We start from the raw sequence: 24067 nt of genomic DNA on the forward strand, positions 1-24067 counted from the left end.
GTTCAGCGGATACCGGCGATGAAGCAGGCAGGGTCCGCCGCCAGCTGGCGCCTGGCCCATGCCAGCATGGCGTAGGTGTTGACGGCGGAGGTGACGACGCCCGCGCCCCAGTGGTCAGCGGTGACGCTGCGCAGGAAGTCGTCCGGCGCGGCGGTGCGCACGTAGTAGGGGTGGGCCTCGGCGGAGCCGTCCAGCTGGGCGGTGTCGGCCTTGCCGGTGTAGAAGGACTTGTCACCGGACAGGATGGTCAGACAGTCCTGCACCACATTGGAGGCGGTGGGGAAGCGGCCCGCGCCCTGACCGAAGAAGCTCTGGCGGCCCACGCGCTCGGCGGTGCAGGTGATGAGGTTGTAGTTGGCGGGCACGGCGGCCTCCGGTTCACCGGCGTCCACCAGTGTGGGCTCCACATAGGCACAGACGCCGTTTTCCGTGGACTCCGCTGCGGCCAGCAGCTTGCACACGAAGCCGTGGGCCTTGAAGGCGGCAATGTCCTCCGCCGTGACGGTGCGGATGCCGAAGGTGGGAATGGCCGTCTCCTCCAGTACTGCGTCAAAGGCGATGTTGGCGGAGATACACAGCTTCCGGCGGATGTCATCACCGTCGATATCGGCGGAGGGGTCCGCTTCCGCGTAGCCCAAGTCCTGCGCTTCCTTGAGAATGGCGGGGAAGTCCACGGGGGACTTGTGCATGGCGTCCATGATGAAGTTGGTGGTGCCGTTCATGATGCCGCCCACGGCGCCCACGGTGTCCAGCCGCTTGACACGGGCCAGATTCACCAGCCACGGGATGCCGCCGCCCACGGCGGCGGTGCAGCGCAGGGCCACGCCCTTTTTCTTTGCCAGTGCCGTCAGATCCGGATAGTAGGCGGCGATTAGGGCCTTGTTGGCCGTGACCACGTTCTTGCCCCGCTCCATAGCGGCGCTGACGTACTCGTAGGCGGGGTGCAGCCCGCCCATGACCTCCACCACCGTGTCGATGGCGTCATCGGTCAGAATGTCGTTGAAGTCGTAGGTGGCCAGGCCCTCCGGCAGGCCGGCCTTGGGGCTGCGCAGCAGCACACGGGAAACGGCGATGTCGCTGCGGCTCTGGGTCAACTCCAGCACGCCGCCGCCCACCACGCCAAAGCCCAGCAGTCCGATGTTCATTGGGAAGTACCCCCTGTCAGTTGATTTTGCCCCATTGTACCCAGCCGCAGACGGGTTGTCAACAGGAAAAATGCCTGTACCAGCGGCGGTACAGGCATTCGGTTCACTGCATCAGACGCAGGATCTCCGGCTGGGAGACAAGTCCGATGGATCTGTTCACCAGCTGGCCATTCCGGAACACCAGCAGGGTGGGGATGCTCTCGATGCCGAACTGCATGGCAAGGGCCGGTTCCGCATCCACATCCACCTTGACGATCTTGAAATCGTCCCGATCGGACAGGGACTCCAGCACGGGGGCCAGCATCCGGCAGGGACCGCACCATGCCGCCCAGAAGTCCACCAGCACCGGCTTGTCCGCGTGCAGGACCTCCTGTTCAAAGCTCTGCGTCGTTGCGTGTACAATGGCCATGACACGTCCTCCTTTGTGGATGATTTTCTTTAGTATATGGAATGTTCTGCCGAATATCAGCGGCATATGCAACAATCAGACGGTTTTTTCCAGACAGACCAGCTGTACGCCGGGGATACCGTTGAAGCTGCCACCGATGATGCCCGCCTCGATATAGCCCAGACGGGCGTACAGGGTGCGGGCGGGGGTGTTGCGGGCGTTGGTGTCGATGCGCAGGCAGTTCCGTCCCGTCTCGCGGCCCAGCTGCTCGTAGAACCGGACGAAGGCGGTGCCATACCCCTTGCCCTTGACGGCAGGGTCCACCACCAACGTGTGGAGCACCAGCACCCGCTCCGGCGGGGCCTCGTACTGCCAGGGACACTGGGCGTACTGGGGCATCTGGTGCTGGTCGATCTTGGCGGCAGCGGTGACGCGGCCCTCGTCCTCCAGCACGTAGAGGGTGCCGGCGGTCAGGGCGTCCAAGGCCGTCTGCTCCGTGGGGTAGATGCCGCGGGTCCAGCCGGTGGTCAGCAGACCCTGCTCCTCACGGTCCAGCAGGGCATTATAGATGGCCGCGATGGCGGGGATATCGGCGGCGGCCGCTTTTCGGATCATCATGTTGCTCACCTCACCGGCATTATAGCATCCGAAAGCGGCGCTGTCACCTGCTTTTTCGCGGAAAACCGGCTCCCCGTCAGACGGAGAGCCGGTTTTGTTATCGGTACAGCAGCCATGCCGCCAGCGCGATCTGCGCCAGCAGGATCGCGGGGATGCCCCAGACGAAGTACCAGTGCTTCGTCTTGTGACGGAACGTCCGCATGCCCAGCAGAGCTCCGATGCTGCCGCCCAGCAGGGGCAGCAGGAACAGCGTCTTTTCCGGTACGCGCCACACGCCCCGCTTGGCGCGGCTCTTGTCGATACCGTACACCGCAAAGGTGGCCAGGTTGATGACGATGAGCCACAGGGCCAGTACACCGGCGGGGGTGGTCAGGAGCTCCTTCACCGTCAGTCGGCGTTACGCAGCTTGCTGAGCTCCACTGCGGTGGCAGTGGCCAGACGGGCGTTGTTGTACACCAGCTGGATGTTGGCAGCCAGACTGCTGCCGCCGGTGATGTCCTTGATCTTGGCCAGCAGGAAGGGCGTGGTGGCCTTGCCGTGGATGCCCTGCTCCTTGGCCTCCTCCACGGCCTCATCAATGGCCTTATTGATGACATCGGCGTCCATGGAGTACTCCTCGGGGATGGGGTTCGTCACCAGCATGCCGCCGCGCAGGCCCAGCTCACGCTTGACATGGAACGCCTCGGCCAGCTGGGCGGGTGTGTCCAGACGGTAATCCACGCCGAAACCGGACTTACGGGTGTAGAAGGCAGGCAGCTCCTCGGTCTGGTAGCCGATGACGGGGACGCCGTGGGTCTCCAGATACTCCAGGGTCAGGCCCAGATCCAGAATGGACTTGGCACCGGCGCACACCACCATCACGGGGGTCTGGGCCAGCTCCTCCAGATCGGCGGAGATGTCCATGGTGGTCTCCGCGCCGCGGTGGACACCGCCGATGCCGCCGGTGGCGAACACCTCGATACCGGCCATGGCAGCGATCATCATGGTAGTGGTGACGGTGGTAGCGCCGTCGCGCTTCTCCGCCACCAGAATGGGCAGGTCGCGGCGGCTGGCCTTGGTGACGCCGGCGCCGGTCTTGCCCAGATAGTCGATCTCCTCGGGGGTCAGGCCGGCCTTCAGGCGGCCGCCGATGATGGCGATGGTGGCGGGCACGGCGCCGCCCTCGCGGATGATCTTCTCCACGTTCAGGGCCGTCTCCACGTTCTGGGGATAGGGCATGCCATGGCTGATGATGGTGCTCTCCAGCGCCACGACGGGCTTACCGGCCTTGATGGCCTCCTGTACTTCGGGTGCAACGTCCAGATAACGGTTCATATCAAAGTTCCTCCTTGTCAAGAATATATTGGATGTTCTCCCAGCTCATGCCGGGGTGGATCGTCTCGGGTGAGGTGCAGGCCAGCGCGCCGGCACCGATCGCCAGATGGGCTGTCTCCTCCAGCGTTTTGCCGTGGGCTATGCAGGAGGCCAGCGCGGCGGCTGCCGCATCGCCGCCGCCGGTGGCGTTGGCGATCTGGACCTTGGGGCAGACCACCCGCGCGGTATGGCCCTGCCGGTCGGCGGCGTACAGGCCGTCGCTGCCAAGGGAGATGTAGACCTGCTGCAGGCCGGTGTCCAGCAGATTTTCCGCCGCACGGGCCGCGTCGGCCTCATTATGGATGGGGACGCCGCTGAGCAGTTCCGCCTCCATGCGGTTGGGCTTCAGGGCTGTCAGGCGGCCCAGCACCGGCTGGAGCTTGGGGGCTTTGATGGTGGAGACCGGGTCGGCCAGCAGGGGCGCGGTGCAGTGCTGGCACAGCCAGTGCAGCGACGCCTCCGGCAGGTTCGTCTCTACCACCACCAGGTCGGCGTGGTTGATGAAGTCCAGACGCTGGCGCAGGAAGTCCGGCGTCATGTGGTCGTAGATGGACATGTCATTGACGGCCAGCGCCATGTCACCGTCGCTGTCGTCGATGAACAGGTAGGTGCCGGTGCGCCCGTCGGGGATGACGGCGCTGTGGGTCAGGTCCAGGCCGATGGCAGCGGCGTTCTCCCGCACGCTTTGGGCGAAGCTGTCCTGCCCCAGCACCGTGACCATGGAAACATGCTCGCCCAGCAGGCACAGGTTATGGGCAATGTTGCGGCCCACACCGCCCAGCGAAGTGGTGACGCGGCCGGGATTGGAGTCCCGCGCCACCAGAGGCGCGTGTGACACGGCACCGATGTCCATGTTGACGCCGCCCACCACCACGATGTAGGGGTCGGTGCGCAGCAGATAGCCCCGTCCGGCGATATAGCCCTTCTTCATCAGGCTGGAGATGTGTACTGCGGCGCTGGAACGGGTGATACCGGCCTTTTCGGCCAGCTCCTGCTGGGAGATCATGGGATTTTCCCGGATCCACTCCAACAACTGGCGCTCTCGCTGGGTCATGGTATCGCCTCCTAAACGAAAATTAATTTTCTAATCATGTGCTTATCATAGCGCGGCGCGGCGGATTTGTCAAGGGGGAATTTACGGGAAGGGACCAAAGGCACGGGACAAGTTTCGTGAAAAGGACGTTGCAAACAGCCCGAACGTATGGTACAATACGGGCAATGCAGCAATAGCGGGCACCTGCGGGCGCCGGCAGCGAGGAAAGAGGTAGAGATCTTATGAGCAATGCAGTCAAGCGTATCGGCGTGCTGACCAGCGGCGGAGACGCACCTGGTATGAACGCCTGCATCCGTGCCGTGGTCCGCAGTGCGCTGGCCCGCGGCATCGAGTGCGTGGGCATCCGGCGGGGCTACGCCGGCCTGATCTCCGGCGACATCATGGAGATGAACGGCGCCAGCGTCAGCCGCATCATCAACCGCGGCGGCACCATCCTGTACAGCGCGCGGTGCGACGAGTTCCGTACTCAGGAGGGCCAGCAGAAGGCGGCCAACACCTGCAAGCTGCTGGGATTGGACGGTCTGGTGGCTATCGGCGGCGACGGTACGTTCCGCGGCGCACAGGACCTGTCCAAGTTCGGCATCTCCGTGGTAGGCATCCCGGGTACCATCGACAACGATATCGTCTGTACCGACTACACCATCGGCTTCGATACCGCCGCCAACACGGCGGTGGAGTGCATCGACCGGCTGCGGGACACCATGCAGTCCCATGAGCGCTGCTCCGTGGTGGAGGTCATGGGCCACCGCGCCGGTTATCTGGCGCTGTATGTGGGCGTGGCCGTGGGAGCAACGGCAGTGCTGGTGCCGGAGCGGGAGTACGACTTTGAACAGCATGTAGCGGAGAAGATCCGGCGGGCGCGGCTCAGCGGCAAGACCAATTTCATGATCGTTGTGGCTGAGGGCGCGGCCAGCGGCATCGCCGTGGGGGAAGAGATCCGCGAAAAGCTGGGACTGGATCCCCGCGTCACCATTCTGGGCCACATCCAGCGGGGCGGCAACGCCAGCGCCAAGGACCGCGTGATGGCCACCCGCATGGGCTATGAGGCTGTGCAGGTGTTGGCAGAGGGCAAGACCAACTGCATCATCTGCGCCAAGGGCGAGCAGATCATCAGTGTAGACATCGACGAAGGGCTGGCCATGAAAAAGACCCTGAACCCCGAGGAGATGGAGGTCATGACTGTGATGAGCGGCCGGTAAACAACATAAAAAGAGGAGACGCGCCGCGTCTCCTCTTTTTATGTTGTTATGCGTTGTACGGCCCCGCGATCACGATACCCGCGGCTACCAGTAAAATCATGGCGCAGTGCTTCCGGCTCAGCTTCTCCTTGAGGAACAGGCGGTTCCACAGCACGAGGGCCGCACAGCAGGCGGTGATGATGGGGCGGCCGGAGCGTAGATATGGGCGAACCGGCCCGCCGTCTCGCAGACGGCGCTGAAAATGGTGATTTGGCAGCGGAAGGGCTGTCTCTGTAAGTTTACATAATTAAAGAGAGATGAGGCCGGCCTCCAGCATTTTCTGGAGGCTCATGAGGATGCCCAGCTTGGCGTGATACCACGTCAGGCCGCCCTGAAAGTACACGGCGTAGGGCGGGCGGATGGGGCCGTCGGCGGAGAGCTCGATGGAGCTGCCCTGCACGAAGGCACCGGCGGCCATGATGACCTCACTGTCGTACCCGGGCATGGCCCATGGTTCGGGGGTCACATAGCTGTCCACCGGCGCGGCGGACTGGATACCCTTGCAGAAGGCCACCATGCCCTCGCGGCTGCCCAGCTCCACGGCCTGGATGATGTCGTGGCGGGTCTCGGCGGCGGAGGGCACCACGCGGAAGCCCAGCTTTTCGTAGCAGGCGGCGGCAAACACCGCACCCTTTACGGCGGAGGCCGTCACGGTGGGGGACAGGAAAAATCCCTGATACAGCTGGGTCAGCAGGCCAAGATTGGCGCCGACCTCCCGCCCAAGACCTGGGGCGGACAGGCGGCGGGCGCAGCGGTCGATGAGATCAGCCCTGCCGCAGACGTAGCCGCCGGTGGGGGCCAGACCGCCGCCGGGGTTTTTGATGAGACTGCCCACGATCATGTCCGCGCCCACGTCGGACGGCTCCCGCAGCTCGGTAAACTCGCCGTAGCAGTTGTCCACCATGCAGATCACGTCCGGCTTGCACTGCTTGCAGAAGGCGATGAGCTGGCCGATCTGATCCACGGAGAAGCTGGGGCGGGTGGCGTAGCCCTTGGAACGCTGGATGGTAATGAGCTTGGTCTGGGGGCCGATGGCGGCGCGGATGCCGTCGTAGTCGAAGCTGCCGTCCGGCAGCAGATCCACCTGCCGGTAGGAGACGCCGTACTCTTTGAGAGAGCCGGCGGAGGGACGGATACCGATGACCTCCTCCAGCGTGTCATAGGGGCCGCCCACAGGGCTCAGCAGCTCGTCGCCGGGTAGCAGGTTGGCGCCCAGCGCCAGCGCCAGCGCGTGGGTGCCGCAGGTGATCTGGGGACGCACCAGCGCCGCCTCGGCGCCGAAGCAGTCGGCGTAGACACGCTCCAGCGTGTCGCGGCCCTCATCGTCGTAGCCGTAGCCGGAGGAGAGGTTGAAATGGTTGGCGGCCAGCCGGTTCTTCTGCATGGCGGCGATGACCTTCATCTGGTTGGCCTCGGCGATGGCGTCGATACCGGCGAAGCGATCCTTCAGGTCGGCGAGGACGCCCTCGCCGAAGGTGAGCACGGCGTCGCTGACGCCCAGAGCTTTATATTGTTCAAGCATGTTCGATACCTCAGTCAGGAAATTTTACGCCGTTCAGGCGCATGATGAGCCGGATGGGGTAGTCCCGATCCAGATAGTGCTGCGCGTACCAGTCGTAGGTGGCCACAGGGGCGTGAACCAGCTCCGGCGCCTCGCAGCGCAGGGCCTCGAAGGTCTTCCGGTCGCCGCTGAGCAGGGCGGCCACCGCATCCAGCCGTCCCTCCTCCGCCAGACGCAGCAGGACGGCATCCATCACGGCGGCGCAGGCCCGCTCATCCTCACCGGCGTAGTCCTGCCGGTGAGCCAGCCAGTACAGGAACTCCTCCGGGTCCAGGTCCAGCTTGGTGGTGATCTGGCTCAGCTTGAAGAACTCGGCGCGGTCCATACGCTTGAGTACGTCAATGAGGTACTGCACCAGCCCATCGTCCATGGCGATGCAGTCCAGAAAGACCTCGAAGGCGTGCTTGCCGGCGTCAGGGTCCGGCTCCGGCGGCTGGGCAGGAGCTTCCGGCGCGGCTTCCGGCGTCTCCGCACCCTGCAGGAAGACCTGAAATCCGCCCAGATCGCTGCTCTCGGTGACGAACAGCTCCTCCGGCAGCACCGTGCCGTCCTGCGCGGCGCAGGCGCGGACAAAGGCCGCCATGCCCATGGCTTGCAGCTGCCGGCCCAAAGTCTGGATGCGGGCGGCCTCGTCGCCGTCCTCAGGCAGGGTGATGCCCTCCGGGGCGGGGCGCTTGCCCTCCCACACCTGGGTCATGTATTGCAGATAATAGTCAAAAAGGGTCATAGTATCCCTCGCTTTCCAACACCATATCTTATCATAAGGCTGTTGCCAATGCAAGGAATATCGGGTATGATGGGGAAAGAAAGGGGGCGGAGGTCTTGTACTATGTCTATGTGCTGGTCTGCGGGGACGGCAGTCTCTACACCGGAATGACCAACGATCTGCACCGGCGGATGGCGCTGCACGCCGCGGGCAGGGGCGCGAAGTACACCCGCTCCCACCCGCCGCAGGAGCTGGCGGGGCTGTGGCGCTGCGGGGAGAGGACTGCGGCGGCACGGCTGGAGTACGCGGTCAAGACGCTGCCGCGGGCGGCGAAGCTGGCGCTGCTGAATGTGCCGGAGCAGGTGGGGCAGGTGTTCCCCGCGCTGGCGCAGTACGACTACACCCCGGTACGGGGCGAGACGCTGGCGCACCTGCTGGAGGAGGGATCGAATGGTTGACATAAAACTATACGCCGCACCCATGGAGGGGCTGACCACCTACATCTGGCGCAGGGCCCAGCGGGAGGTATTCGGCGGTGTGGACAAGTATTTTACGCCGTTCCTGTCGCCCAACGGGAACCTGGCGTTCCAGCAAAAGGAACTGGATGAGGTGTCGCAGGGGGAGACGGACACGGTGCCCCAGCTGCTGACCAACCGCGGGGACTACTTCGTGTGGGCGGCGCGGGAGCTGTACGCCATGGGGATTCGGGAGGTCAACTTCAATCTGGGATGTCCCTCCGGCATCGTCACCGCCAAGCGCAAGGGGGCGGGGCTGCTGGCCTATCCGGAGGAGCTGGATCGGTGTCTGGAGGAGGTCTTCGCGGCGCTGCCGGACATGCGGGTGTCTATCAAGACCCGCATCGGGAAGAACGATCCGGCGGAGTGGGGGCGGCTGCTGGCCATCTACGGAAAATATCCCGTGTCGGAGCTCATCGTCCACCCGCGGGTGCAGAAGGAGTTCTACCGCGGGGCGGTGCACCGTGACGCCTTCGAGCTGGCACTGGCGCGGCGGCGGGAGCCGCCGGTGTATAACGGCGACCTGTTCACCGTGGCGGAGGCGGAGGACTTCTGCCGCCAATACCCCCAGGTGCGGGCGGTGATGCTGGGACGGGGACTGGTGGCCGATCCGGCGCTGGGCCGCCGGCTGCGGGGCGGCGCTGCCGCGTCGCGGCAGGAGCTGGAGGCGTTCCATCACCGGCTGTTGGCGGATTACCGGCGGCGGTTGTCCGGCGATACGCCGGTGCTGCACCGGATGCGGGAGCTGTGGAACTATCTGAGCGGCAGCTTTGACGGCGCGGAGCGGGAACTGAAGGCCATCCGCAAGGCACGCACGCTGGCGGAGTATCAGGCGGCGGCCCAGCGGCTGCTGGGAGACTGTCCCCTGCGGGAAAACGCGGTCATTGAAACATGAAAAAACCCCTGCGGCACGCCGCAGGGGATTTTTTCATACACTTCAGGAGGACTTGCGGTCCAGAATATACACGGTGACGTTGCGGCGGCCCCAGCTGCGGCAGTCCGCGAAGGAGGGGAACCACAGGTCCACGATGTTGCCCTTGATGGCGCCGCCGCAGTCCAGGGCGGTGCCCATGCCGTAGACGCGGCTGCCGTTGGAGGTCTGGATGAACATCTTGGTGTAGTAGGGGATGACGGTGGGGTCCACGGCAATGGTGCCGATGCCCACCTTGGCGCCCACGGCGGTGGTCCAGGCTGCGCCGCCGTCGCCGCCGCTGTAATAGGCGGTGGAATTACAGGTCATGACCTTGGAATAGGTCATGGTAACGCCGGACTTGAAGTACAGGATGCCGCCCTCACCGCTGTCGTAGGGCACCACCTTTTCGATGGTGTCATCGCGGTCTACCTCATAGACGCGGGTGCCGTAGCGGATCAGCTCGGCGTGGGAGGTGTCGTGGCTGGCGCCTACGTAGCGGGTGGAGACCACCTCGCCCCGCACCACCGTATCCTCATACGTCTCCACGATCTGACCGGCCACGCCCTTGCGGATGATCTCCTCCGTACCCTGGTCCATCAGGGGATCGGGGGTGCGTTTGATCTCGTAGTCCGTCTCCACCGTCACGAAGTGCTGGTAAGTCAGGGTGCCGCTGATGCGGATGGACAGCTCGTCACCGGTGAGGTTCAGTTCCACCATCTCGTCACTGCCCAGCTGGATGCCGCAGCGGTCCAGAAAAGCAGGCAGGCGCTCGGCCTGGGAGACGGCGGTGATAGTTTGACCATTGTGGGTGACGTTGATGCTCTGCCCGGCGGGCAGCAGGTATTGCATGTCGTGGCTGCCGCCAAGACTGCGGCGCAGGGACAGGTAGCCCGTGTCCCGCTCCTCCGTGTCCTGGGACACCACGTGGGGGCCGGAGCTGTCCACCAGAATGCAGATGGCGTCCAGCGTGGGGACGGAGGGGTCCAGCGACACGCCTACGAAGATGGCGGCGGTCAGCGCGGCCATGGCCGTCAGGCGCACCAGCCAGTTGCTCCGCAGCGCCGCCGTGAAGCCCGTCAGGGTGGGGCTGCGGAAGAAGGCGCGCCAGCGGGTGACAAAGCGGGAGCGGAGAAAGTCGTGATACATCTGCTTTTGGTCAGTGACCACAGCGTCCCACGTCCAGGCCAGCCAGTAACCCACGGCACCGACGCCGCGGCGCACAAGGCGCGCAAGACCGTAAGGAGCGTCGTGGATGGCTTGGCACACGGAAACGGGAGTCAATTTTGGGCGGCGGCGCACCGGTGCGGCGGGCCGTCTCACAGGTTCGATTCGTTCCATAGTACCTCGCAGTATGGCCGCTCTGAGGGAGTCTTAAACAGGGCGGCAAAAGATTCTGAAACAATTTGTAACTTTTGTTACCGATCAGAAATACTTGTGGAGTATAACACCATCTGGATTTTTTGTCAAGTTTTACCGTGATTTTTGACGATTTGCACCTGTTTTCCGTTGCAAGAGGTAGTTTGGCGTGGTATGATGGGAAAAAACAGGAGGTGGAGGTATGGAACCGCTTTGGAAATTGCTGGGCGTCACACAGGGCCTCACGGCAGTGATCGGCAGCGGCGGCAAGACCAGTCTGCTGTACGAGCTGGCGGAGGAGCTGCGGCCCTGCGGCACGGTGCTGCTGGCCACCACCACCCACATCATGAAGCCGCCCCAGTATCCGTTTGCGGAGACGGCGGAGCAGCTGTCCGCGGCGCTGGCGGCAGAGGGCGTGGCCTGTGCAGGGAGCTTCACACCGGAGGGCAAGCTGACCGCACCGGACTTTGACGGCTGGCAGCAGGCGGCGGACTTCGTGCTGGTGGAAGCGGACGGCTCCAAACGCCTGCCCGCCAAGGCGCACGAGACATGGGAGCCAGTGCTGCCGCCCCAGCGGACGCGGACCATCTGCGTGGTGGGAGCCTCGGCCTTCGGTCAGCCCATCCGACAGGCGGCCCACCGTCCAGCCATTTTCGCGCGGCTGGCAGGAGTCGGCTGGGGCTCGGTCATCACGCCGGAAATGGTTGCCCGCGTCATCGCGGCGGAGGGGCTGTGCGATGTGATTTACGTCAACCAGGTGGACGCGCCGGAAACAGCTCTGCCCTGGGCGGCCAGCTTTGTGAAGGCGGCGGGTGTACCCGTTGCAGCAGGTTCGTTACAGACACGGCACTGGGAAAAGCTGTCGTGAAAAATGCAGAACACGCGAGGTATGCGATGAGCATACCTCGCGTGTTGTTATGTGAACTTATCGACTGGCGTTCAGCAGCGCGTCGGACAGGCGGGCATATTCCGCAAGACCCAGCCGTTCACCCCGGACCGCAGGCTCCAGACCGCAGGCGGTGACGATGTCCGTCAGGGTGTCCTTGGGCAGCTCCCAGCCGGTTTGCAGACTGTTGACCAGCGTCTTGCGCCGCAGGGCAAAGCCGGCGCGGACGGTGCGCCAGAAGGCGGCCTCGCTCTGCACCTGTACCGGCGGGGCGGGGCGGGTTTTACAGCGGATGACGGCGGACGTCACCTTGGGGGCGGGGAGGAAGCAGGTGCTGGGCACGGTGAACAGCAGCTCCGGCTCTGTGTAGTACTGCATCAGCAGGGTGAACGCGCCGTAGTCTGCGGTGCCCGGGGCGGCGCAGATGCGCTGGGCCACTTCTTTTTGGATCAGCACCGTCAGGCTGTCGAAGCAGTGGGATTCCACGCAGGCAGTGAGAAACGGCGTGGTGATGTTATAGGGCAGATTGGCGCACAGCACGGGCCGCAGGCTGCCGAGATGCTCCTGCACCAGCGCGGGCAGGGACAGCTGCATCACATCGCCCTCCACCAGTGTGAAGTTCTTGTAGGGGGCCATGGTCTCCGCCAGCACGGGGTACAGGCGGCGGTCCAGCTCCACCGACACCACCTTACCGGCGCGGCGGGCCAGCTGGGTGGTGAGGGAGCCGATGCCCGGGCCTACCTCCACCACGCCGGTATCGGCATCCGCGCCGCTGGCGGCGGCAATGTCCTCCGCTACCCAGCCCTCGATGAGGAAATTCTGGCCCAGAGCCCTGGAGAAACGGAAGCCGTGCCGTGCCAGCAGGGCCTGTATGTCATTGCGGTCGCAGAGATCCATGGCATTGCTCCTTTTGTCGTTCTTGCGGTCCAGTATACCACGAAAGAAACGGCTTGACAATGGCTGGTATGGGTATATTCTTTTGGCGAGATCAAAGCAGGCGGCGCATGTCCTCCGGCAGGGGCGCGGTGACATCAATGACGGCGCCGGTGACGGGGTGGACCATCCGCAGGTGATAGCTGTGGAGGGCAGGGCGGGCGATGAGGGTGCGATCCTCCGTGCCATAGAGCCAGTCGCCGGTGAGTGGGCAGCCGATGGCGGCCATGTGGACCCGCAGCTGATGGGTGCGGCCGGTGGTGGGCGTCAGGCGCAGCAGGGCACGACCGTTGGCAGCGGACAGCACCTGATAGTGGGTGTGGGCGCTCTGGCCGTGGGGATCGGGGCAGCGCTTCAGCAGGGAACCCTCCGCGCGGCCAAGCGGCAGGTCGATATCGCCCTCCGGCTGGGGCGGCAGGCCGTCGCACACGGCGCGGTAATCCCGCTGGAAGTCGTTGGTATGGAGCAGGGTCATGCAGCGGGCGTGGACAAAGCCGGTCTTGGCTACGGCCATGATGCCGGTGGTGCCGCGGTCCAGCCGGTTCACGGCGTGGAAGCTGTCGCTTTGCAGGTAGTGGGCCACAGCTCCTGCGACGGTGGCGGTCTCCTCCGTCAGGGCGGCGGGGTGGATGGCGATGCCCGCGGGCTTGTCCAGAAGCAGCAGGTCCTCGTCCTCGTAGAGGATGGCCAGCGGGTAGTCCACCGGCAGGATGTGGGGATTCTCCCCGGGCTGGTCAGACACATCGGCTTGCAGGATATCGCCGGTGTGGAGCAGGTGATTCACCGTGACGGGCGCACCGTTGACGGTAATGGCGCCGCGGAATTTCAGACGGCTCAGCAGGCTGCCGGAGATGTGCCACAGGCCGCGCAGCAGTTCCTTGGCGGTGCGGCCGGACTCCGCGGCGATGACGGTATGGGACAAGATGCGCACGGCGGCACCTCCTTTCGATGAAAAGAGTATAGCACAAACGGGGGAAATGTGGTATCATGAAAATACTATCCACGAAAGTGAGGATGACGAAATGGCATCGAAGGTCTATTTTGCCGACCTGCGGGCGGACTATCACGAGAACCTGCAGCGGAAGCTGACCCGGCTGATGAAAACGGCGGGCATGGGCAACATCGACTTCCAGGACAAGTACGTGGCCATCAAGCTGCACTTCGGTGAGCCCGGGAACCTGGCGTTCCTGCGGCCCAACTGGGCGAAAACGGTGGCGGATTTCGTGAAGGAGCGGGGCGGCAAGCCGTTTCTCACCGACTGCAACACCCTGTACGTGGGCGGGCGGAAGAACGCCCTGGACCACATGGACAGCGCCATGCTCAACGGCTTTGGCCCCATGACCACCGGATGTCAGATCATTATCGCCGACGGTCTCAAGGGCAACGATGAGGTGGAGGTACCGGTGGTGGGCGGCGAATACGTGAAGAATGCCAAAATCGGCCGCGCCGTCATGGATGCGGATGTGTTCATCTCTCTGACCCACTTCAAGGGCCATGAGGAGGCGGGCTTCGGCGGCTGCCTGAAGAATATCGGCATGGGCTGCGGAAGCCGCGCCGGTAAGATGGAGCAGCACAACGCCGGCAAGCCCCATGTGAAGCAGAAGCTGTGCATCGGCTGCGGCCAGTGCTGGAAGATCTGCGCCCACGGCGCACCGATCATCGCCGACGGCAAGGCCGTCATCGACCACGACAGATGCGTGGGCTGCGGCCGCTGCATCGCCGTCTGTCCCAAGAACGCGGTACAGATCAACTGGGACGAGACCACCACTAACCTGAACCGGAAGATCGCGGAGTACACCAAGGCCGTGGTGGACGGGCGGCCCTGCTTCCACATCTCACTGGTTATCGATGTGTCCCCCAACTGCGACTGCCGTCCGGAGAACGATATGCCCATCGTGCCCAATGTGGGCATGTTCGCATCGTTCGATCCCGTGGCACTGGACATGGCCTGCGTGGACGCGGTCAACGCCCAGACGCCCCTGCGGGGGTCCGCCGTCGACGATGGAGAGGGTCATGTCCACGAGCACGACCACTTCCGGCGCATCCACCCCGACACGGACTGGCGCAGCTGTCTGGAGCACGGCGAGAAGATCGGCATCGGCGTCAGAGACTACGAACTCATCAAGATCTGACGCATTGGTGCGCAAAAGAAGCCCTCCGACCCACTTCATGGGCCGGAGGGCTTCTTTTATTCTTCGTGGGGCCTCACGTCCTGATAGAGCATGTTCCACACCACCTGATAGGCGTGGAGGGTGTCCTCCCCGTGGCAGACTATGCGCACATCCATGTCCGGATGACCGCGGAGGAAGTCCATGATGGCTTTCAGGGCCACGTGGGCGGCCTGCAGCACGGGATAGCCATAGACACCGGTGGAGATGGAGGGAAAGTCCACACTGCGGCAGCCGTGCTCCGCCGCCAGCGCCAGGGAATTGCGGTAGCAGGCGGCCAGCAGCGATGCCTCGCCGTGTCCGCCGCCCCGCCAGATGGGACCGGCGGTATGGATGACATAGCGGCAGGGCAGGCGGTAGGCTGCGGTGAGCTTGGCCTGCCCTGTTTCACAGCCGTGGAGCGTGCGGCACTCCGCCAGCAGCTCCGGTCCGGCGGCGCGGTGGATGGCGCCGTCCACGCCGCTGCCGCCCAGCAGGGAGGTATTGGCGGCGTTGACGATGGCGTCAGCGTGAGATCGGGTGATGTCGCCCAGCACGATGAAAAGCATAAAAGTCACCTCACAGAAAAGTGCAGAAAAGCAGACAGTATTAAGAAACTGTTCAAATTTTAATGGGAAATATTTACAGAGCATCGACCGCGTGGTATAATTAACCGATCAGAATAGACATATCGCAGCGGGAAAGGAATACCAGTGAGAAAATTTGTACCGGCCTATGAGGGCAACCTGCGCAAGCACGCGCTGTCCGTGCCCCGCTGCATCAGCGAGTGCAGCGGCATCCGTGTGTTCGGACGCCGTATCAAGTCGCTGGTGTTCAGCACAGACGTGGCCATCATCAAGAATATCAACGCCGACGCCATCATCGCCGTCTATCCCTTCACGCCCCAGCCTGCCATTACACAGGCTATCATCGGCGTGTCGGAGGTGCCGGTGTTCTGCGGTGTGGGCGGCGGCCTGACCAACGGCGTCCGTTCCGCCAGCATGGCCGCCTACGTGGAGCACCAGGGGGCTTACGGCGTGGTGTGCAACAGCAAGATCGGGGTGGAGACCATCCATGCCATCAAGGACGCGGTGGAGATCCCCGTGGTGTATACGGTCATCTCGGAGAATACGGACATCCAGCCCTACCTGACGGCGGGGGTGGACATCATCAACGTGTCTGGTGCGGCCAGGACGCCGGAGATCGTTGGGACCCTGCGGCAGCGCTATCCGGAGCTGCCCATCATCGCCACCGGCGGCCCCACGGAGGAGAGCATCCTGGCCACCATCCGCGCGGGGGCCAACGCCATCACTTACACACCGCCCAGCAGTGCGTCACTGTTTGCCAAGACCATGGCGGGCAATCGCAGCGAGCTGGAATAAGGAACACAGCAGGGCCGGTAGATACCGGCCCTGCGTTTTTGCTACATGGCCAGATAGGCGCGGCACTTGGCCTCGGCTTCCCGCGCCAGCTGTTCCTCATCCACGGTGGTGAGGCGGCCGTCCTCCACGGTGACGCGGCCATGGACTACGGTATAGTCCACGGGACCGCGGACACCGACAGTGCCCAGCAGGTCGCCGACGCCGCAGCCGCAGCCAACCAGCTCCAGCCGGCGGGCGTCGATCATAAACAGGTCGGCGCACTTGCCCTCGGCCAGCTGGCCGATGTCGTCGCGGCCCAGCAGGCGGGCGCTGCCGCGAGTGGCCATCTTCAGCACGTCGTAGCCGGTGGGGGCCCTGCGGCTGGAGGTCAGGCGGTGCAGCAGGAATGCCATCCGCAGTTCCTCCAGCAGGCTGGAGCCGTCGTTGGAGGCGGAGCCGTCCACCGCCAGGCCCACCGGCACACCCAGCTCCAGCATCTCGGGAATGCGGGCCACGCCGCTGGCAAGCTTCATGTTGCTGATGGGGCAGTGGGCCACGCCGGTACCGGTCTGGGCCAGCAGACGCAGCTCCTCATCGTTGAAATGGATGCCGTGGGCGAACCAGACGTCATCGCCGATCCAGCCCAGCCGCTCCATGTAGGCCAACGGGCGGACGCCCTCCCGCGCCAGCATGAAGTTCTCCTCGTCCTTGGTCTCACACAGGTGGGTGTGGAGCCGTACACCGTACTGGCGAGCCAGCTTGGCGCTCTCGCGCAGCAGGTCGGCGGACACGGAGAATGGGGAGCAGGGGGCCAGCGCCACACGGTGCATGGCGCCGTAGGACGCATCGTGGTAGGCTTCGATGGCGTGGACGCTGTCGCGCAGGATCTCGTCCACCGTCTGCACCACGCTGTCCGGCGGCAGACCGCCGTCCTTCTTACTCAGATCCATGCTGCCGCGGCTGGCGTACATGCGGATACCCAACTCATCGGCGGCGGCAAATTGCGCCCCCAGCAGGTCGCCGCTGCCGGCGGGAAAGACGTAGTGGTGGTCGAAGCAGGTGGTGCAGCCGTGCTTCATCAGCTCGCCCATGCCGGTGAGACTGGACAGGCGGATGACGTCGGCGTCCAGATTCTTCCAGATCTCGTACAGTGTGCGCAGCCAGTCGAACAGCTCCATGTTCTGGACCTGGGGCAGGTTGCGGGAGAACACCTGGTACAGGTGGTGGTGGGTGTTGACGAGGCCGGGGTAGCAGAACATATGGCTGCCGTCGATGACGCGGTCGGCCTCCACGTCCAGATCGCGGCCGATGGTCTTGATGAAACCGGCCTCACAGTAGAGGTCGGCGCCTTGCAGGATGCGGTCGCCGTCATCGCAGGTGACCAGCTGGGCGATGTTCCGGATGAGCAGGGTGGACATGGCGTTTCCTCCTTAAAAATAGATAGGAAAAAAGAGCAGGCCGCAAGCGGCCTACTCTTTTTGTGTGTGGTCAGCGTTCCTCGCGGAAGTAGGAGAGACCGAGGGACGCAGGGGGCTGATCCTCCCGCTTCTTACGCAGGGAGACGATGATCAGCACCACCAGAGTGATGACGTAGGGCAGCATCTTGTACAGCTCCTTCACAGCCATCTGGGTGCCGGTGGGCAGGTAGATGTTCAGAATGTACAGGCCGCCGAACAGGATGGAGGCCCAGATGCTGGTGTTGGGACGCCAGATGGTGAAGATGACCAGGGCGATGGCCAGCCAGCCGCGGTCGCCGAAGGCGTTGTTGGACCACACGCCATTGGCATAGTCCATGACGTAGTACAGACCGCCCAGACCCGCGATCATGGAGCCGATACAGGTGGCCAGGTACTTGTACTTGGTGACGTTGATACCGGCGGCATCGGCAGTGGAAGCGCTCTCGCCCACGGCACGCAGATGCAGGCCGGGACGGGTGCGGTTCAGAAAGTAGGACGTGCCGATGGCGATGAGAATGGCGGCGTAGGCCAGAAAGCCGTAGGACAGGAACAGCTCGCCGAACCAGCCGGTGCTGTCCGCACCGGGGAGGGTAGTCTTGAAGAACAGGCTGGTCTTGGACAGGGCAATGGAGGGGACCTCGCTGCCGGTGAGCTTGATGAGGGAGCCGCCGAAGAAGTTGCCCACGCCTACGCCGAAGGTGGTCATGGCCAGACCGGTGACGTTCTGGTTGGCGCGGAGCGTCACGGTGAGGAAGCAGTACAGCAGGCCCATCAGCAGGGAGCCCAGCAGGGAGCAGAGCAGGGGGATCAGCACGGCCAGGAAGCCGTTCATCTGGGCGGCGCTCTGTTCATAGAAGAACGCGCCGATGACGCCGCTTATGCCACCAACGTACATGATGCCGGGGATACCCAGGTTCAGGTTGCCGGATTTCTCCGTCAGGATCTCACCGGTGCTGCCGAACAGCAGAGGGATACCCTGCATGACGGCACGAGGGAAGAACGATACAATAAACTTAAAAAACATCCGATTACGCCTCCTTCTTGCTGTTCTTGCGCAGGCTGACCTTGTAGGTGATGAAGAACTCGGTGCCGATGATGAAGAACAGGATGATACCGGTCAGGATGTCGGCGAAGGAGTGGTTCAGGCCGAACACGCTGGACACCTCGCTGGCGCCGCGGTCCATGACCACCAGCAGCAGGGAGGCAGCGATCATAATGAAGGGGTTGAACTTGGACATCCAGGACACCATGACGGCGGTGAAGCCGCGGCCGTCCACGATGGTAGTAGTCAGGGTGTGATCCACGCCGGTGGTCAGAAGGAAGCCGATGAGGCCGCACATAGCGCCGGAGAGCACCATGGTCCGGATGATGACGCGATCCACCTTGATACCGGCGTAGCTGGCGGTGCGCTGGCTCTCACCCACCACGGCGATCTCGTAGCCGTGCTTGCTGTACTGCAGGTAGACGTACATCAGGCCGGTCATGATGGCGATGACCAGAATGGGCAGCAGGTACTGCTGGTTGGCCAGACGGGGCAGCCAGCCTGCCTCCGAGGACTGGTTGATGATGCCGATCTTACCGGCGCCCTTGGGCACCTCCCATATGATGATGAAGAAAGCGGTGAGCTGGGTAGCGATGTAGTTCATCATCAGGGTGAACAGCGTCTCGTTGGTGTTCCAGTGGGCCTTGAAGAAGGCGGGCAGGAAGCCCCACAGGGCGCCGGCCAGCAGAGCGGCCACCAGAGACACCAGGATCAGCAGGGCGTTGGGCAGGGTCTTTCCCAGCGTGATCATACAGGCGGCGGAGGCAAGACAGCCGATGAGGGTCTGACCCTCCGCGCCGATGTTCCAGAAGCGCATCTTGAACGCGGGCGTTACGGCCAGAGAGATGCCCAGCAGGATGGCCACGTTCTGCCACGTGACCCAGCTTTTGCGGACAGTGCCGAAGGCACCCTTGAGGATGGTGCCGTACACATTGATGGGGTTCTCGCCGGTCAGCAGGGTGGTGATGAGACCGCAGAACACCAGAGCCAGCAGGATGATGCCGCCGCGGATGGCCAGTGCCTTAGGCAGGGGCAGCGTGTCGCGCTTGGAAATATGAAAGAGCGATCCTCTTTTATTCATCTGCCTTGCCTCCTCCCATACGGGTCATCAGTGCGCCCACTTCCATCTTGTTGGTGGTGCGGCCGTCCACCACGCCGGAAACCTGACCGCCGCAGAGCACAACGATACGATCGCACAGCTCCAGCAGCACGTCCAGATCCTCGCCGACGTAGACCACGGCAACACCCTTCATTTTCTGCTCCGTCAGCAGGTTGTAAATGGTATAGGATGTGTTGATATCCAGACCGCGGACGGCGTAAGCCGTCATCAGCACGGCGGGCTGCTGCGCGATCTCACGGCCCACCAGCACCTTCTGCACGTTGCCGCCGGACATACGGCGGACGGGGAAGCTGGTGCTGGGAGTGACGACCTCCAGCTCCTGCCAGATGCGCTGGGCCAGGGCCTCAGGGTTTTTACGGTCCAGAAAAATGCCGTGGCCCTTACGCCAGGAGCGCAGCATCATGTTGCCGGTCATGCCCATGGAGCCAACCAGGCCCATGCCCAGGCGATCCTCCGGCACGAAGGACATGGCGATACCGGCCTTGCGGATATCCATGGGATCCTTGCCTACCAGCTCCTGAGGCTTGTTGTCCTCGGGAGAGTAGTAGGTAACGGAGCCGGAGGCAATGGGGTACAGGCCCGCGATGGACTCCAGCAGCTCACGCTGACCGGAGCCGGCCACACCGGCCACGCCCAGTACCTCGCCTGCCTTGATATCGAAGCTCACATTGTCCAGACGCTTGACGCCCAGTTCGTCGAACACGGTCAGCCCCTCCAGCTTCAGGCGGGTGGCCACGTTCTTAGGCTCGGGACGGTTGATGTTCAGGCTGACACTGCGGCCCACCATCATGTCCGTCAGGGACTGCTGGTCGGCGTCCTTGGTCAGCACATCGCCTATGTACTCGCCCTTGCGCAGCACGGCCACGCGGTCGGACACGTCCAACACCTCGTGGAGCTTGTGGGTAATGATGATGAGGGATTTGCCGTCAGCCTTCATGTTGCGCATGACGGTGAACAGCTTATCCGTCTCCTGGGGCGTCAGCACGGCGGTAGGCTCATCCAGAATGAGAATGTCGGCGCCGCGGTACAGCACCTTGACGATCTCGACGGTCTGCTTCTGGGAAACGGACATGTCGTAGATCTTCATGTCGGGGTCGATGTCGAAGCCGTACTTGTCACAGATGTCCTGCACCTTTTTGCGGGCGTTGGCAAGGTCCAGCTTGCCCTCCAGGCCCAGGATGATGTTCTCCGTGGCCGTGAACAGATCGACCAGCTTGAAGTGCTGATGGATCATGCCGATGCCGAGAGCAAACGCATCCTTGGGCGATGCAATGGTCACGGGCTTGTCGTGGATGTAGATCTGCCCCTCGTCGGGGAAATAGATGCCGGAGAGCATGTTCATCAGAGTGGTCTTGCCGCTGCCGTTTTCACCCAGCAGAGACAGGATCTCACCCTCACGCAGCTCCATGTTGATCGCGTTGTTGGCGACAACTTTTCCGAACCGCTTGGTGATGTTCTCCATTTTGATCGCGCATTTGTTTTCCAAGGCTGTCATCCTTTCTTTCGGCGCAGACGGCTGCAACACCTCGCAAACGCCGGGGCTTTGTTCCATGCGGTTTATTTTACCATACATGTCGAGCATTGTAAATCAAAAATCACAAAAAAATTGTAAGGGATGCACAAAAAATGTAAGGTTATACAAAGAGGGGTGTGGCGACTTGTGAAAAACGTCAAGCCAGCTGCGGGAGGAGAAAATAGCGCCTCCCGCAGCGGCGGCGGAGGACGGCAAAAATGGGATGAAAAAAGGACGGACTGCAAAGCAGCCCGTCCTTTTTGTGGCTTGGAAAACGTCGATCAGAACGCGGTATCCAGGGTGTTGATGCCATCGATGAACAGATCGAAGTAAGGAGCGGAGCGGAACTCGGACTCGGAGAAGTAACCGTCGTGCACGACCTCGGTGTCGCCGGTGTACGCCTCGTCGGTATTCACGTCGGCCATGTAGGAGGTCAGGTGACCGTCAGCATCGACCTTCATGGTGTCCTTGACGTTGGCACCGCTGACAGTGAAGGTGGAGCAGTCAAAGACGTGCAGCTCGCCGCTCTCCAGCTTGGCCTTGGCCGCGTCGATAGCAGCCTGGGTGCCCTCGGCGGCCACAGCGGTGTTCAGGTCGGTCAGGACCACGGAGCCGGTGGACAGATTGCCGGTGTAGTCAGCGGGGATCTCAGTACCGTCCATGACGGCCTTGATGGCCATCTCATAGTAGGGAGCCCAGTCGATGCGGGAGGAGATGATGTAGGTGTTGGGGCCGGCGGTGATGGTGGAACCGTTGTAGGAGACGTTGGGGACACCAGCATTCTCGCAGGCGGTAGGAGCACCCAGGGAGTCGGCGTGCTGGCTGATCAGCTTGCAGCCGCCGTCGATCAGCTTCTGAGCGCCTTCCTTCTCCAGGGTCTCATCGTACCAGCTGCCGGTGAAGGTCACGTCCATGGTGACGGAGGGGCAGACGGACTTGGCGCCCAGATAGAAGGAGGTGTAGCCGGAGACCACTTCGGCGTAGGTGAACGCACCAACGTAGCCCATCTTGGCCTCAGCCTCGGTGAACTTGCCGGCAGCGATCATCTCGTTCATCTTCATACCGGCAGCGATACCGGCCAGATAACGGCCCTCATAGATGGAGGCGAAAGCGTTGTGGTAGTTGGACAGGCCCTCGGTGTGGGCGCGGGTGCCGGTGGAGTGGCAGAACTGCACGTTGGGGAAGTCCTTGGCGGCCTGGATCATGTAGGACTCATGACCAAAGCTGTCGGCAAAGATGATGTTGCAGCCGGCGTCGGCCAGCTCGGCAGCGGTGTCGTAGCACTTCTGACCTTCCTCAATGTTGGTCTTGAGGATGTAGTCATTCTCGGTGAGACCCAGGTTCGCAATGGCCTCCTTGGCAGCGTTGATGAAGTTCAGGTCGTAGGTGGAGTTCTCATCGTGCAGGGTGATGAAGCCCACCTTGATGGTAGCAGTCTGCTCGCCGCCGTTGTCGGGGACGTCGGGAGTCTCAGGCTGCGTCTGCTCACCGCAGGCCACCAGGCTCAGAGCCATGACCAGGGCGATGATCAGTGCAAGGAACTTTTTCATTCTTGTTTTCCTCCTTTTAATATGTGACATGCGGCTGAAGGTAAGGGTAAATTTACCGCATGCCTGAACAACGGGCACAGCCCGTGATTCACGAACACAGGATGGGAGTATTATACAGGAAAGCACGCAAGATTTCAACTGAAAATGTGTACTATCAGAAATTCTTTTGGCAGACTGCCGCGGAAACGTTATTGGCGAATGCGGCCATCAAGGGCCCGGAGACGCAGCGCCGCCGGGAAATTCACCGCGTGGGAGTTACTGGTGTACTCTCGTGCCGGTCTTGCCCTCGATGCCGTCCTTGGCCTTCTCCAGCAGAGTGATGAGGGCGGTGCGGCCGGCCTTGGACTCGGCGAACTTCACGGCCGCCTGTACCTTGGGCAGCATGGAGCCCTTGGCGAACTGGTTCTCCTCCATATACTTACGGGCTTCGGCGGGGGTCAGATCGTCCAGCCCCTTCTGGTCGGGCTTGTTGAAGTTGATAGCCACCTTCTCCACGGCGGTGAGGATGATGAGCATATCGGCGTCCAGCTGCTCGGCCAGCAGCTCGGAGGCGAAGTCCTTGTCGATGACGGCGGCCGCGCCCTTCAGGTGGTTATGCTCGGTACGGTAGACGGGGATGCCGCCGCCGCCGCAGCAGATGACGATGTTGCCGCTGTCGCTGAGGGCGCGGATGGCGCCCAGCTCCACAATCTGCTGGGGCTTGGGGGAGGCCACATAGCGGCGCCAGCCGCGGCCCGCGTCTTCCTTGAACAGGAAGCCGGTCTTGGCGGCCATGACCTTGGCCTCTTCCTCGGACAGGAACTTGCCGATGGGTTTGCTGGGATCGTTGAAGGCGGGATCCTTGGGATCCACCTCCACCTGCGTGACCATGGTGACCACGGGCTCGTCGATGCCGCGGTTCAGCATCTCCTCGCGGAGGGCGTTCTGCAGGTCATAGCCGATGTAGGCCTGACTCATAGCGCCGCAGACGGACAGGGGGGTGCTGTCCTGTGTGGCATCCTCATGCATCAGGGCCAGCATGGCGTTGTTGATGATGCCCACCTGAGGGCCGTTGCCGTGGGCCACGATGACCTCGTGTCCCTCGGCGATCAGGTCTACGATGGCCTTGGCGGTGATCTGTACGGCGTCGGCCTGCTCGTGCAGAGTGCTGCCCAGAGCGTTGCCGCCCAGTGCGATAACGATTTTCTTAGACATAGTTGTTTACCTCAAAA

Annotated in this window: 24 protein-coding genes; 6 read left to right on the forward strand and 18 right to left on the reverse strand. The window is 63.0% G+C overall.

Translation table 11 applies throughout. The features are described from left to right. Positions 1–2: 2 nt before the first annotated feature. The 6 genes from ACZM22_RS05645 to ACZM22_RS05670 all read right to left on the reverse strand — a co-directional run bounded on the left by ACZM22_RS05645 (position 3) and on the right by ACZM22_RS05670 (position 4558). Positions 3–1145, reverse strand: a complete 1143-nt coding sequence (locus tag ACZM22_RS05645) for a homoserine dehydrogenase (protein WP_489543384.1) — start codon at positions 1143–1145, stop codon at positions 3–5. A 103-nt stretch (positions 1146–1248) separates the two neighbouring features. Next, entirely contained in the window at positions 1249–1554 is a 306-nt protein-coding gene (gene trxA, locus ACZM22_RS05650) for a thioredoxin (RefSeq protein ID WP_489543385.1), read from the reverse strand. 75 nt (positions 1555–1629) lie between these two features. Further along, complete coding sequence (locus ACZM22_RS05655; RefSeq protein WP_489543386.1) at positions 1630–2151, reverse strand: GNAT family N-acetyltransferase; 522 nt, start codon at positions 2149–2151, stop codon at positions 1630–1632. A 97-nt stretch (positions 2152–2248) separates the two neighbouring features. Then, positions 2249–2536, reverse strand: a complete 288-nt coding sequence (locus tag ACZM22_RS05660) for a DUF1294 domain-containing protein (RefSeq protein WP_484424255.1) — start codon at positions 2534–2536, stop codon at positions 2249–2251. A gap of 2 nt (positions 2537–2538) precedes the next feature. Beyond that, a complete protein-coding gene (locus tag ACZM22_RS05665; protein WP_484424254.1) occupies positions 2539–3465 on the reverse strand; it encodes a pseudouridine-5'-phosphate glycosidase in 927 nt (308 codons plus the stop codon). A 1-nt stretch (position 3466) separates the two neighbouring features. Further along, positions 3467–4558, reverse strand: a complete 1092-nt coding sequence (locus ACZM22_RS05670) for a PfkB family carbohydrate kinase (RefSeq protein ID WP_489543387.1) — start codon at positions 4556–4558, stop codon at positions 3467–3469. 221 nt (positions 4559–4779) lie between these two features. On the opposite strand from ACZM22_RS05670, the gene pfkA reads away from it, so the two are divergent. Next, on the forward strand, positions 4780–5757 hold the full coding sequence (gene pfkA / locus ACZM22_RS05675; protein WP_489543388.1) for a 6-phosphofructokinase: 978 nt from the start codon (positions 4780–4782) through the stop codon (positions 5755–5757). A gap of 286 nt (positions 5758–6043) precedes the next feature. Here the strand turns inward: pfkA and ACZM22_RS05680 are convergent, their stop codons facing one another. Then, a complete protein-coding gene (locus tag ACZM22_RS05680) occupies positions 6044–7318 on the reverse strand; it encodes a methionine gamma-lyase family protein (RefSeq protein WP_484437136.1) in 1275 nt (424 codons plus the stop codon). Between the two features lie 10 nt (positions 7319–7328). Beyond that, positions 7329–8084 carry a hypothetical protein gene (locus ACZM22_RS05685; RefSeq protein ID WP_489543389.1) on the reverse strand — a complete coding sequence of 252 codons (756 nt, stop codon included), beginning with the start codon at positions 8082–8084 and terminating at the stop codon, positions 7329–7331. 95 nt (positions 8085–8179) lie between these two features. Between ACZM22_RS05685 and ACZM22_RS05690 the strand changes: the two genes are divergently transcribed. Beyond that, entirely contained in the window at positions 8180–8521 is a 342-nt protein-coding gene (locus ACZM22_RS05690) for a GIY-YIG nuclease family protein (protein WP_489543390.1), read from the forward strand. Continuing rightward, positions 8514–9473: a tRNA dihydrouridine synthase gene (locus ACZM22_RS05695; RefSeq protein WP_489543391.1), complete on the forward strand. Its 960-nt coding sequence runs from the start codon at positions 8514–8516 to the stop codon at positions 9471–9473. Before ACZM22_RS05690 ends, ACZM22_RS05695 begins: the two co-directional genes overlap by 8 nt. 42 nt (positions 9474–9515) lie before the next feature. Here ACZM22_RS05695 and ACZM22_RS05700 read toward each other — a convergent pair whose 3' ends face one another. After that, on the reverse strand, positions 9516–10829 hold the full coding sequence (locus tag ACZM22_RS05700; RefSeq protein ID WP_489543392.1) for a G5 and 3D domain-containing protein: 1314 nt from the start codon (positions 10827–10829) through the stop codon (positions 9516–9518). 220 nt (positions 10830–11049) lie between these two features. On the opposite strand from ACZM22_RS05700, the gene yqeC reads away from it, so the two are divergent. Continuing rightward, positions 11050–11715, forward strand: coding sequence for a selenium cofactor biosynthesis protein YqeC (gene yqeC / locus ACZM22_RS05705; RefSeq protein ID WP_489543393.1), 666 nt, complete (start codon positions 11050–11052; stop codon positions 11713–11715). Between the two features lie 57 nt (positions 11716–11772). On the opposite strand, the gene rsmA is transcribed toward yqeC, so the two are convergent. Both rsmA and ACZM22_RS05715 read right to left on the reverse strand, forming a co-directional pair. Next, positions 11773–12630, reverse strand: a complete 858-nt coding sequence (rsmA, locus tag ACZM22_RS05710) for a 16S rRNA (adenine(1518)-N(6)/adenine(1519)-N(6))-dimethyltransferase RsmA (RefSeq protein WP_489543394.1) — start codon at positions 12628–12630, stop codon at positions 11773–11775. Positions 12631–12721: 91 nt separating this feature from the next. After that, positions 12722–13597: an RluA family pseudouridine synthase gene (locus ACZM22_RS05715; protein ID WP_483268081.1), complete on the reverse strand. Its 876-nt coding sequence runs from the start codon at positions 13595–13597 to the stop codon at positions 12722–12724. A gap of 91 nt (positions 13598–13688) precedes the next feature. Between ACZM22_RS05715 and ACZM22_RS05720 the strand changes: the two genes are divergently transcribed. Continuing rightward, positions 13689–14798: a DUF362 domain-containing protein gene (locus ACZM22_RS05720; RefSeq protein ID WP_489543395.1), complete on the forward strand. Its 1110-nt coding sequence runs from the start codon at positions 13689–13691 to the stop codon at positions 14796–14798. A gap of 56 nt (positions 14799–14854) precedes the next feature. On the opposite strand, the gene ACZM22_RS05725 is transcribed toward ACZM22_RS05720, so the two are convergent. Further along, positions 14855–15382, reverse strand: a complete 528-nt coding sequence (locus ACZM22_RS05725) for an O-acetyl-ADP-ribose deacetylase (RefSeq protein WP_484424243.1) — start codon at positions 15380–15382, stop codon at positions 14855–14857. A 144-nt stretch (positions 15383–15526) separates the two neighbouring features. Between ACZM22_RS05725 and ACZM22_RS05730 the strand changes: the two genes are divergently transcribed. Then, a complete protein-coding gene (locus ACZM22_RS05730) occupies positions 15527–16195 on the forward strand; it encodes a beta/alpha barrel domain-containing protein (RefSeq protein ID WP_489543396.1) in 669 nt (222 codons plus the stop codon). 41 nt (positions 16196–16236) lie between these two features. Here ACZM22_RS05730 and ACZM22_RS05735 read toward each other — a convergent pair whose 3' ends face one another. The 6 genes from ACZM22_RS05735 to arcC form a co-directional block, all read right to left on the reverse strand. Then, positions 16237–17592, reverse strand: coding sequence for an 8-oxoguanine deaminase (locus tag ACZM22_RS05735; protein ID WP_489543397.1), 1356 nt, complete (start codon positions 17590–17592; stop codon positions 16237–16239). Between the two features lie 70 nt (positions 17593–17662). After that, positions 17663–18655, reverse strand: coding sequence for an ABC transporter permease (locus ACZM22_RS05740; RefSeq protein WP_489543398.1), 993 nt, complete (start codon positions 18653–18655; stop codon positions 17663–17665). A 4-nt stretch (positions 18656–18659) separates the two neighbouring features. Next, the gene (locus tag ACZM22_RS05745) at positions 18660–19754 is read right to left on the reverse strand and encodes an ABC transporter permease (protein WP_484437125.1); all 1095 of its coding nucleotides are present in this window, start codon (positions 19752–19754) and stop codon (positions 18660–18662) included. Next, positions 19747–21288, reverse strand: a complete 1542-nt coding sequence (locus ACZM22_RS05750; protein WP_489543399.1) for an ABC transporter ATP-binding protein — start codon at positions 21286–21288, stop codon at positions 19747–19749. The genes ACZM22_RS05745 and ACZM22_RS05750 overlap by 8 nt, the downstream gene beginning before the upstream one ends. Before the next feature lie 299 nt (positions 21289–21587). Beyond that, positions 21588–22856: a BMP family ABC transporter substrate-binding protein gene (locus tag ACZM22_RS05755; RefSeq protein WP_489543400.1), complete on the reverse strand. Its 1269-nt coding sequence runs from the start codon at positions 22854–22856 to the stop codon at positions 21588–21590. Between the two features lie 255 nt (positions 22857–23111). Then, on the reverse strand, positions 23112–24050 hold the full coding sequence (gene arcC, locus ACZM22_RS05760) for a carbamate kinase (RefSeq protein WP_489543401.1): 939 nt from the start codon (positions 24048–24050) through the stop codon (positions 23112–23114). Positions 24051–24067 lie beyond the last annotated feature (17 nt).

The organism is Vescimonas sp. (assembly GCF_057856985.1).

Coding starts and splice junctions, on each gene's coding strand:
- ACZM22_RS05735 (WP_489543397.1), bottom strand. CDS start 17,592: ATGTCCACCCTGCTCATCCGGAACATCGCCCAGCTGGTCACCTGCGAT.
- ACZM22_RS05665 (WP_484424254.1), bottom strand. CDS start 3,465: ATGAACCGTTATCTGGACGTTGCACCCGAAGTACAGGAGGCCATCAAG.
- ACZM22_RS05700 (WP_489543392.1), bottom strand. CDS start 10,829: ATGGAACGAATCGAACCTGTGAGACGGCCCGCCGCACCGGTGCGCCGC.
- yqeC (WP_489543393.1), top strand. CDS start 11,050: ATGGAACCGCTTTGGAAATTGCTGGGCGTCACACAGGGCCTCACGGCA.
- ACZM22_RS05680 (WP_484437136.1), bottom strand. CDS start 7,318: ATGCTTGAACAATATAAAGCTCTGGGCGTCAGCGACGCCGTGCTCACC.
- ACZM22_RS05685 (WP_489543389.1), bottom strand. CDS start 8,084: ATGACCCTTTTTGACTATTATCTGCAATACATGACCCAGGTGTGGGAG.
- ACZM22_RS05695 (WP_489543391.1), top strand. CDS start 8,514: ATGGTTGACATAAAACTATACGCCGCACCCATGGAGGGGCTGACCACC.
- ACZM22_RS05740 (WP_489543398.1), bottom strand. CDS start 18,655: ATGTTTTTTAAGTTTATTGTATCGTTCTTCCCTCGTGCCGTCATGCAG.
- ACZM22_RS05720 (WP_489543395.1), top strand. CDS start 13,689: ATGGCATCGAAGGTCTATTTTGCCGACCTGCGGGCGGACTATCACGAG.
- ACZM22_RS05725 (WP_484424243.1), bottom strand. CDS start 15,382: ATGCTTTTCATCGTGCTGGGCGACATCACCCGATCTCACGCTGACGCC.
- ACZM22_RS05755 (WP_489543400.1), bottom strand. CDS start 22,856: ATGAAAAAGTTCCTTGCACTGATCATCGCCCTGGTCATGGCTCTGAGC.
- ACZM22_RS05655 (WP_489543386.1), bottom strand. CDS start 2,151: ATGATGATCCGAAAAGCGGCCGCCGCCGATATCCCCGCCATCGCGGCC.
- ACZM22_RS05670 (WP_489543387.1), bottom strand. CDS start 4,558: ATGACCCAGCGAGAGCGCCAGTTGTTGGAGTGGATCCGGGAAAATCCC.
- trxA (WP_489543385.1), bottom strand. CDS start 1,554: ATGGCCATTGTACACGCAACGACGCAGAGCTTTGAACAGGAGGTCCTG.
- pfkA (WP_489543388.1), top strand. CDS start 4,780: ATGAGCAATGCAGTCAAGCGTATCGGCGTGCTGACCAGCGGCGGAGAC.
- rsmA (WP_489543394.1), bottom strand. CDS start 12,630: ATGGATCTCTGCGACCGCAATGACATACAGGCCCTGCTGGCACGGCAC.
- ACZM22_RS05745 (WP_484437125.1), bottom strand. CDS start 19,754: ATGAATAAAAGAGGATCGCTCTTTCATATTTCCAAGCGCGACACGCTG.
- ACZM22_RS05645 (WP_489543384.1), bottom strand. CDS start 1,145: ATGAACATCGGACTGCTGGGCTTTGGCGTGGTGGGCGGCGGCGTGCTG.
- ACZM22_RS05750 (WP_489543399.1), bottom strand. CDS start 21,288: ATGACAGCCTTGGAAAACAAATGCGCGATCAAAATGGAGAACATCACC.
- arcC (WP_489543401.1), bottom strand. CDS start 24,050: ATGTCTAAGAAAATCGTTATCGCACTGGGCGGCAACGCTCTGGGCAGC.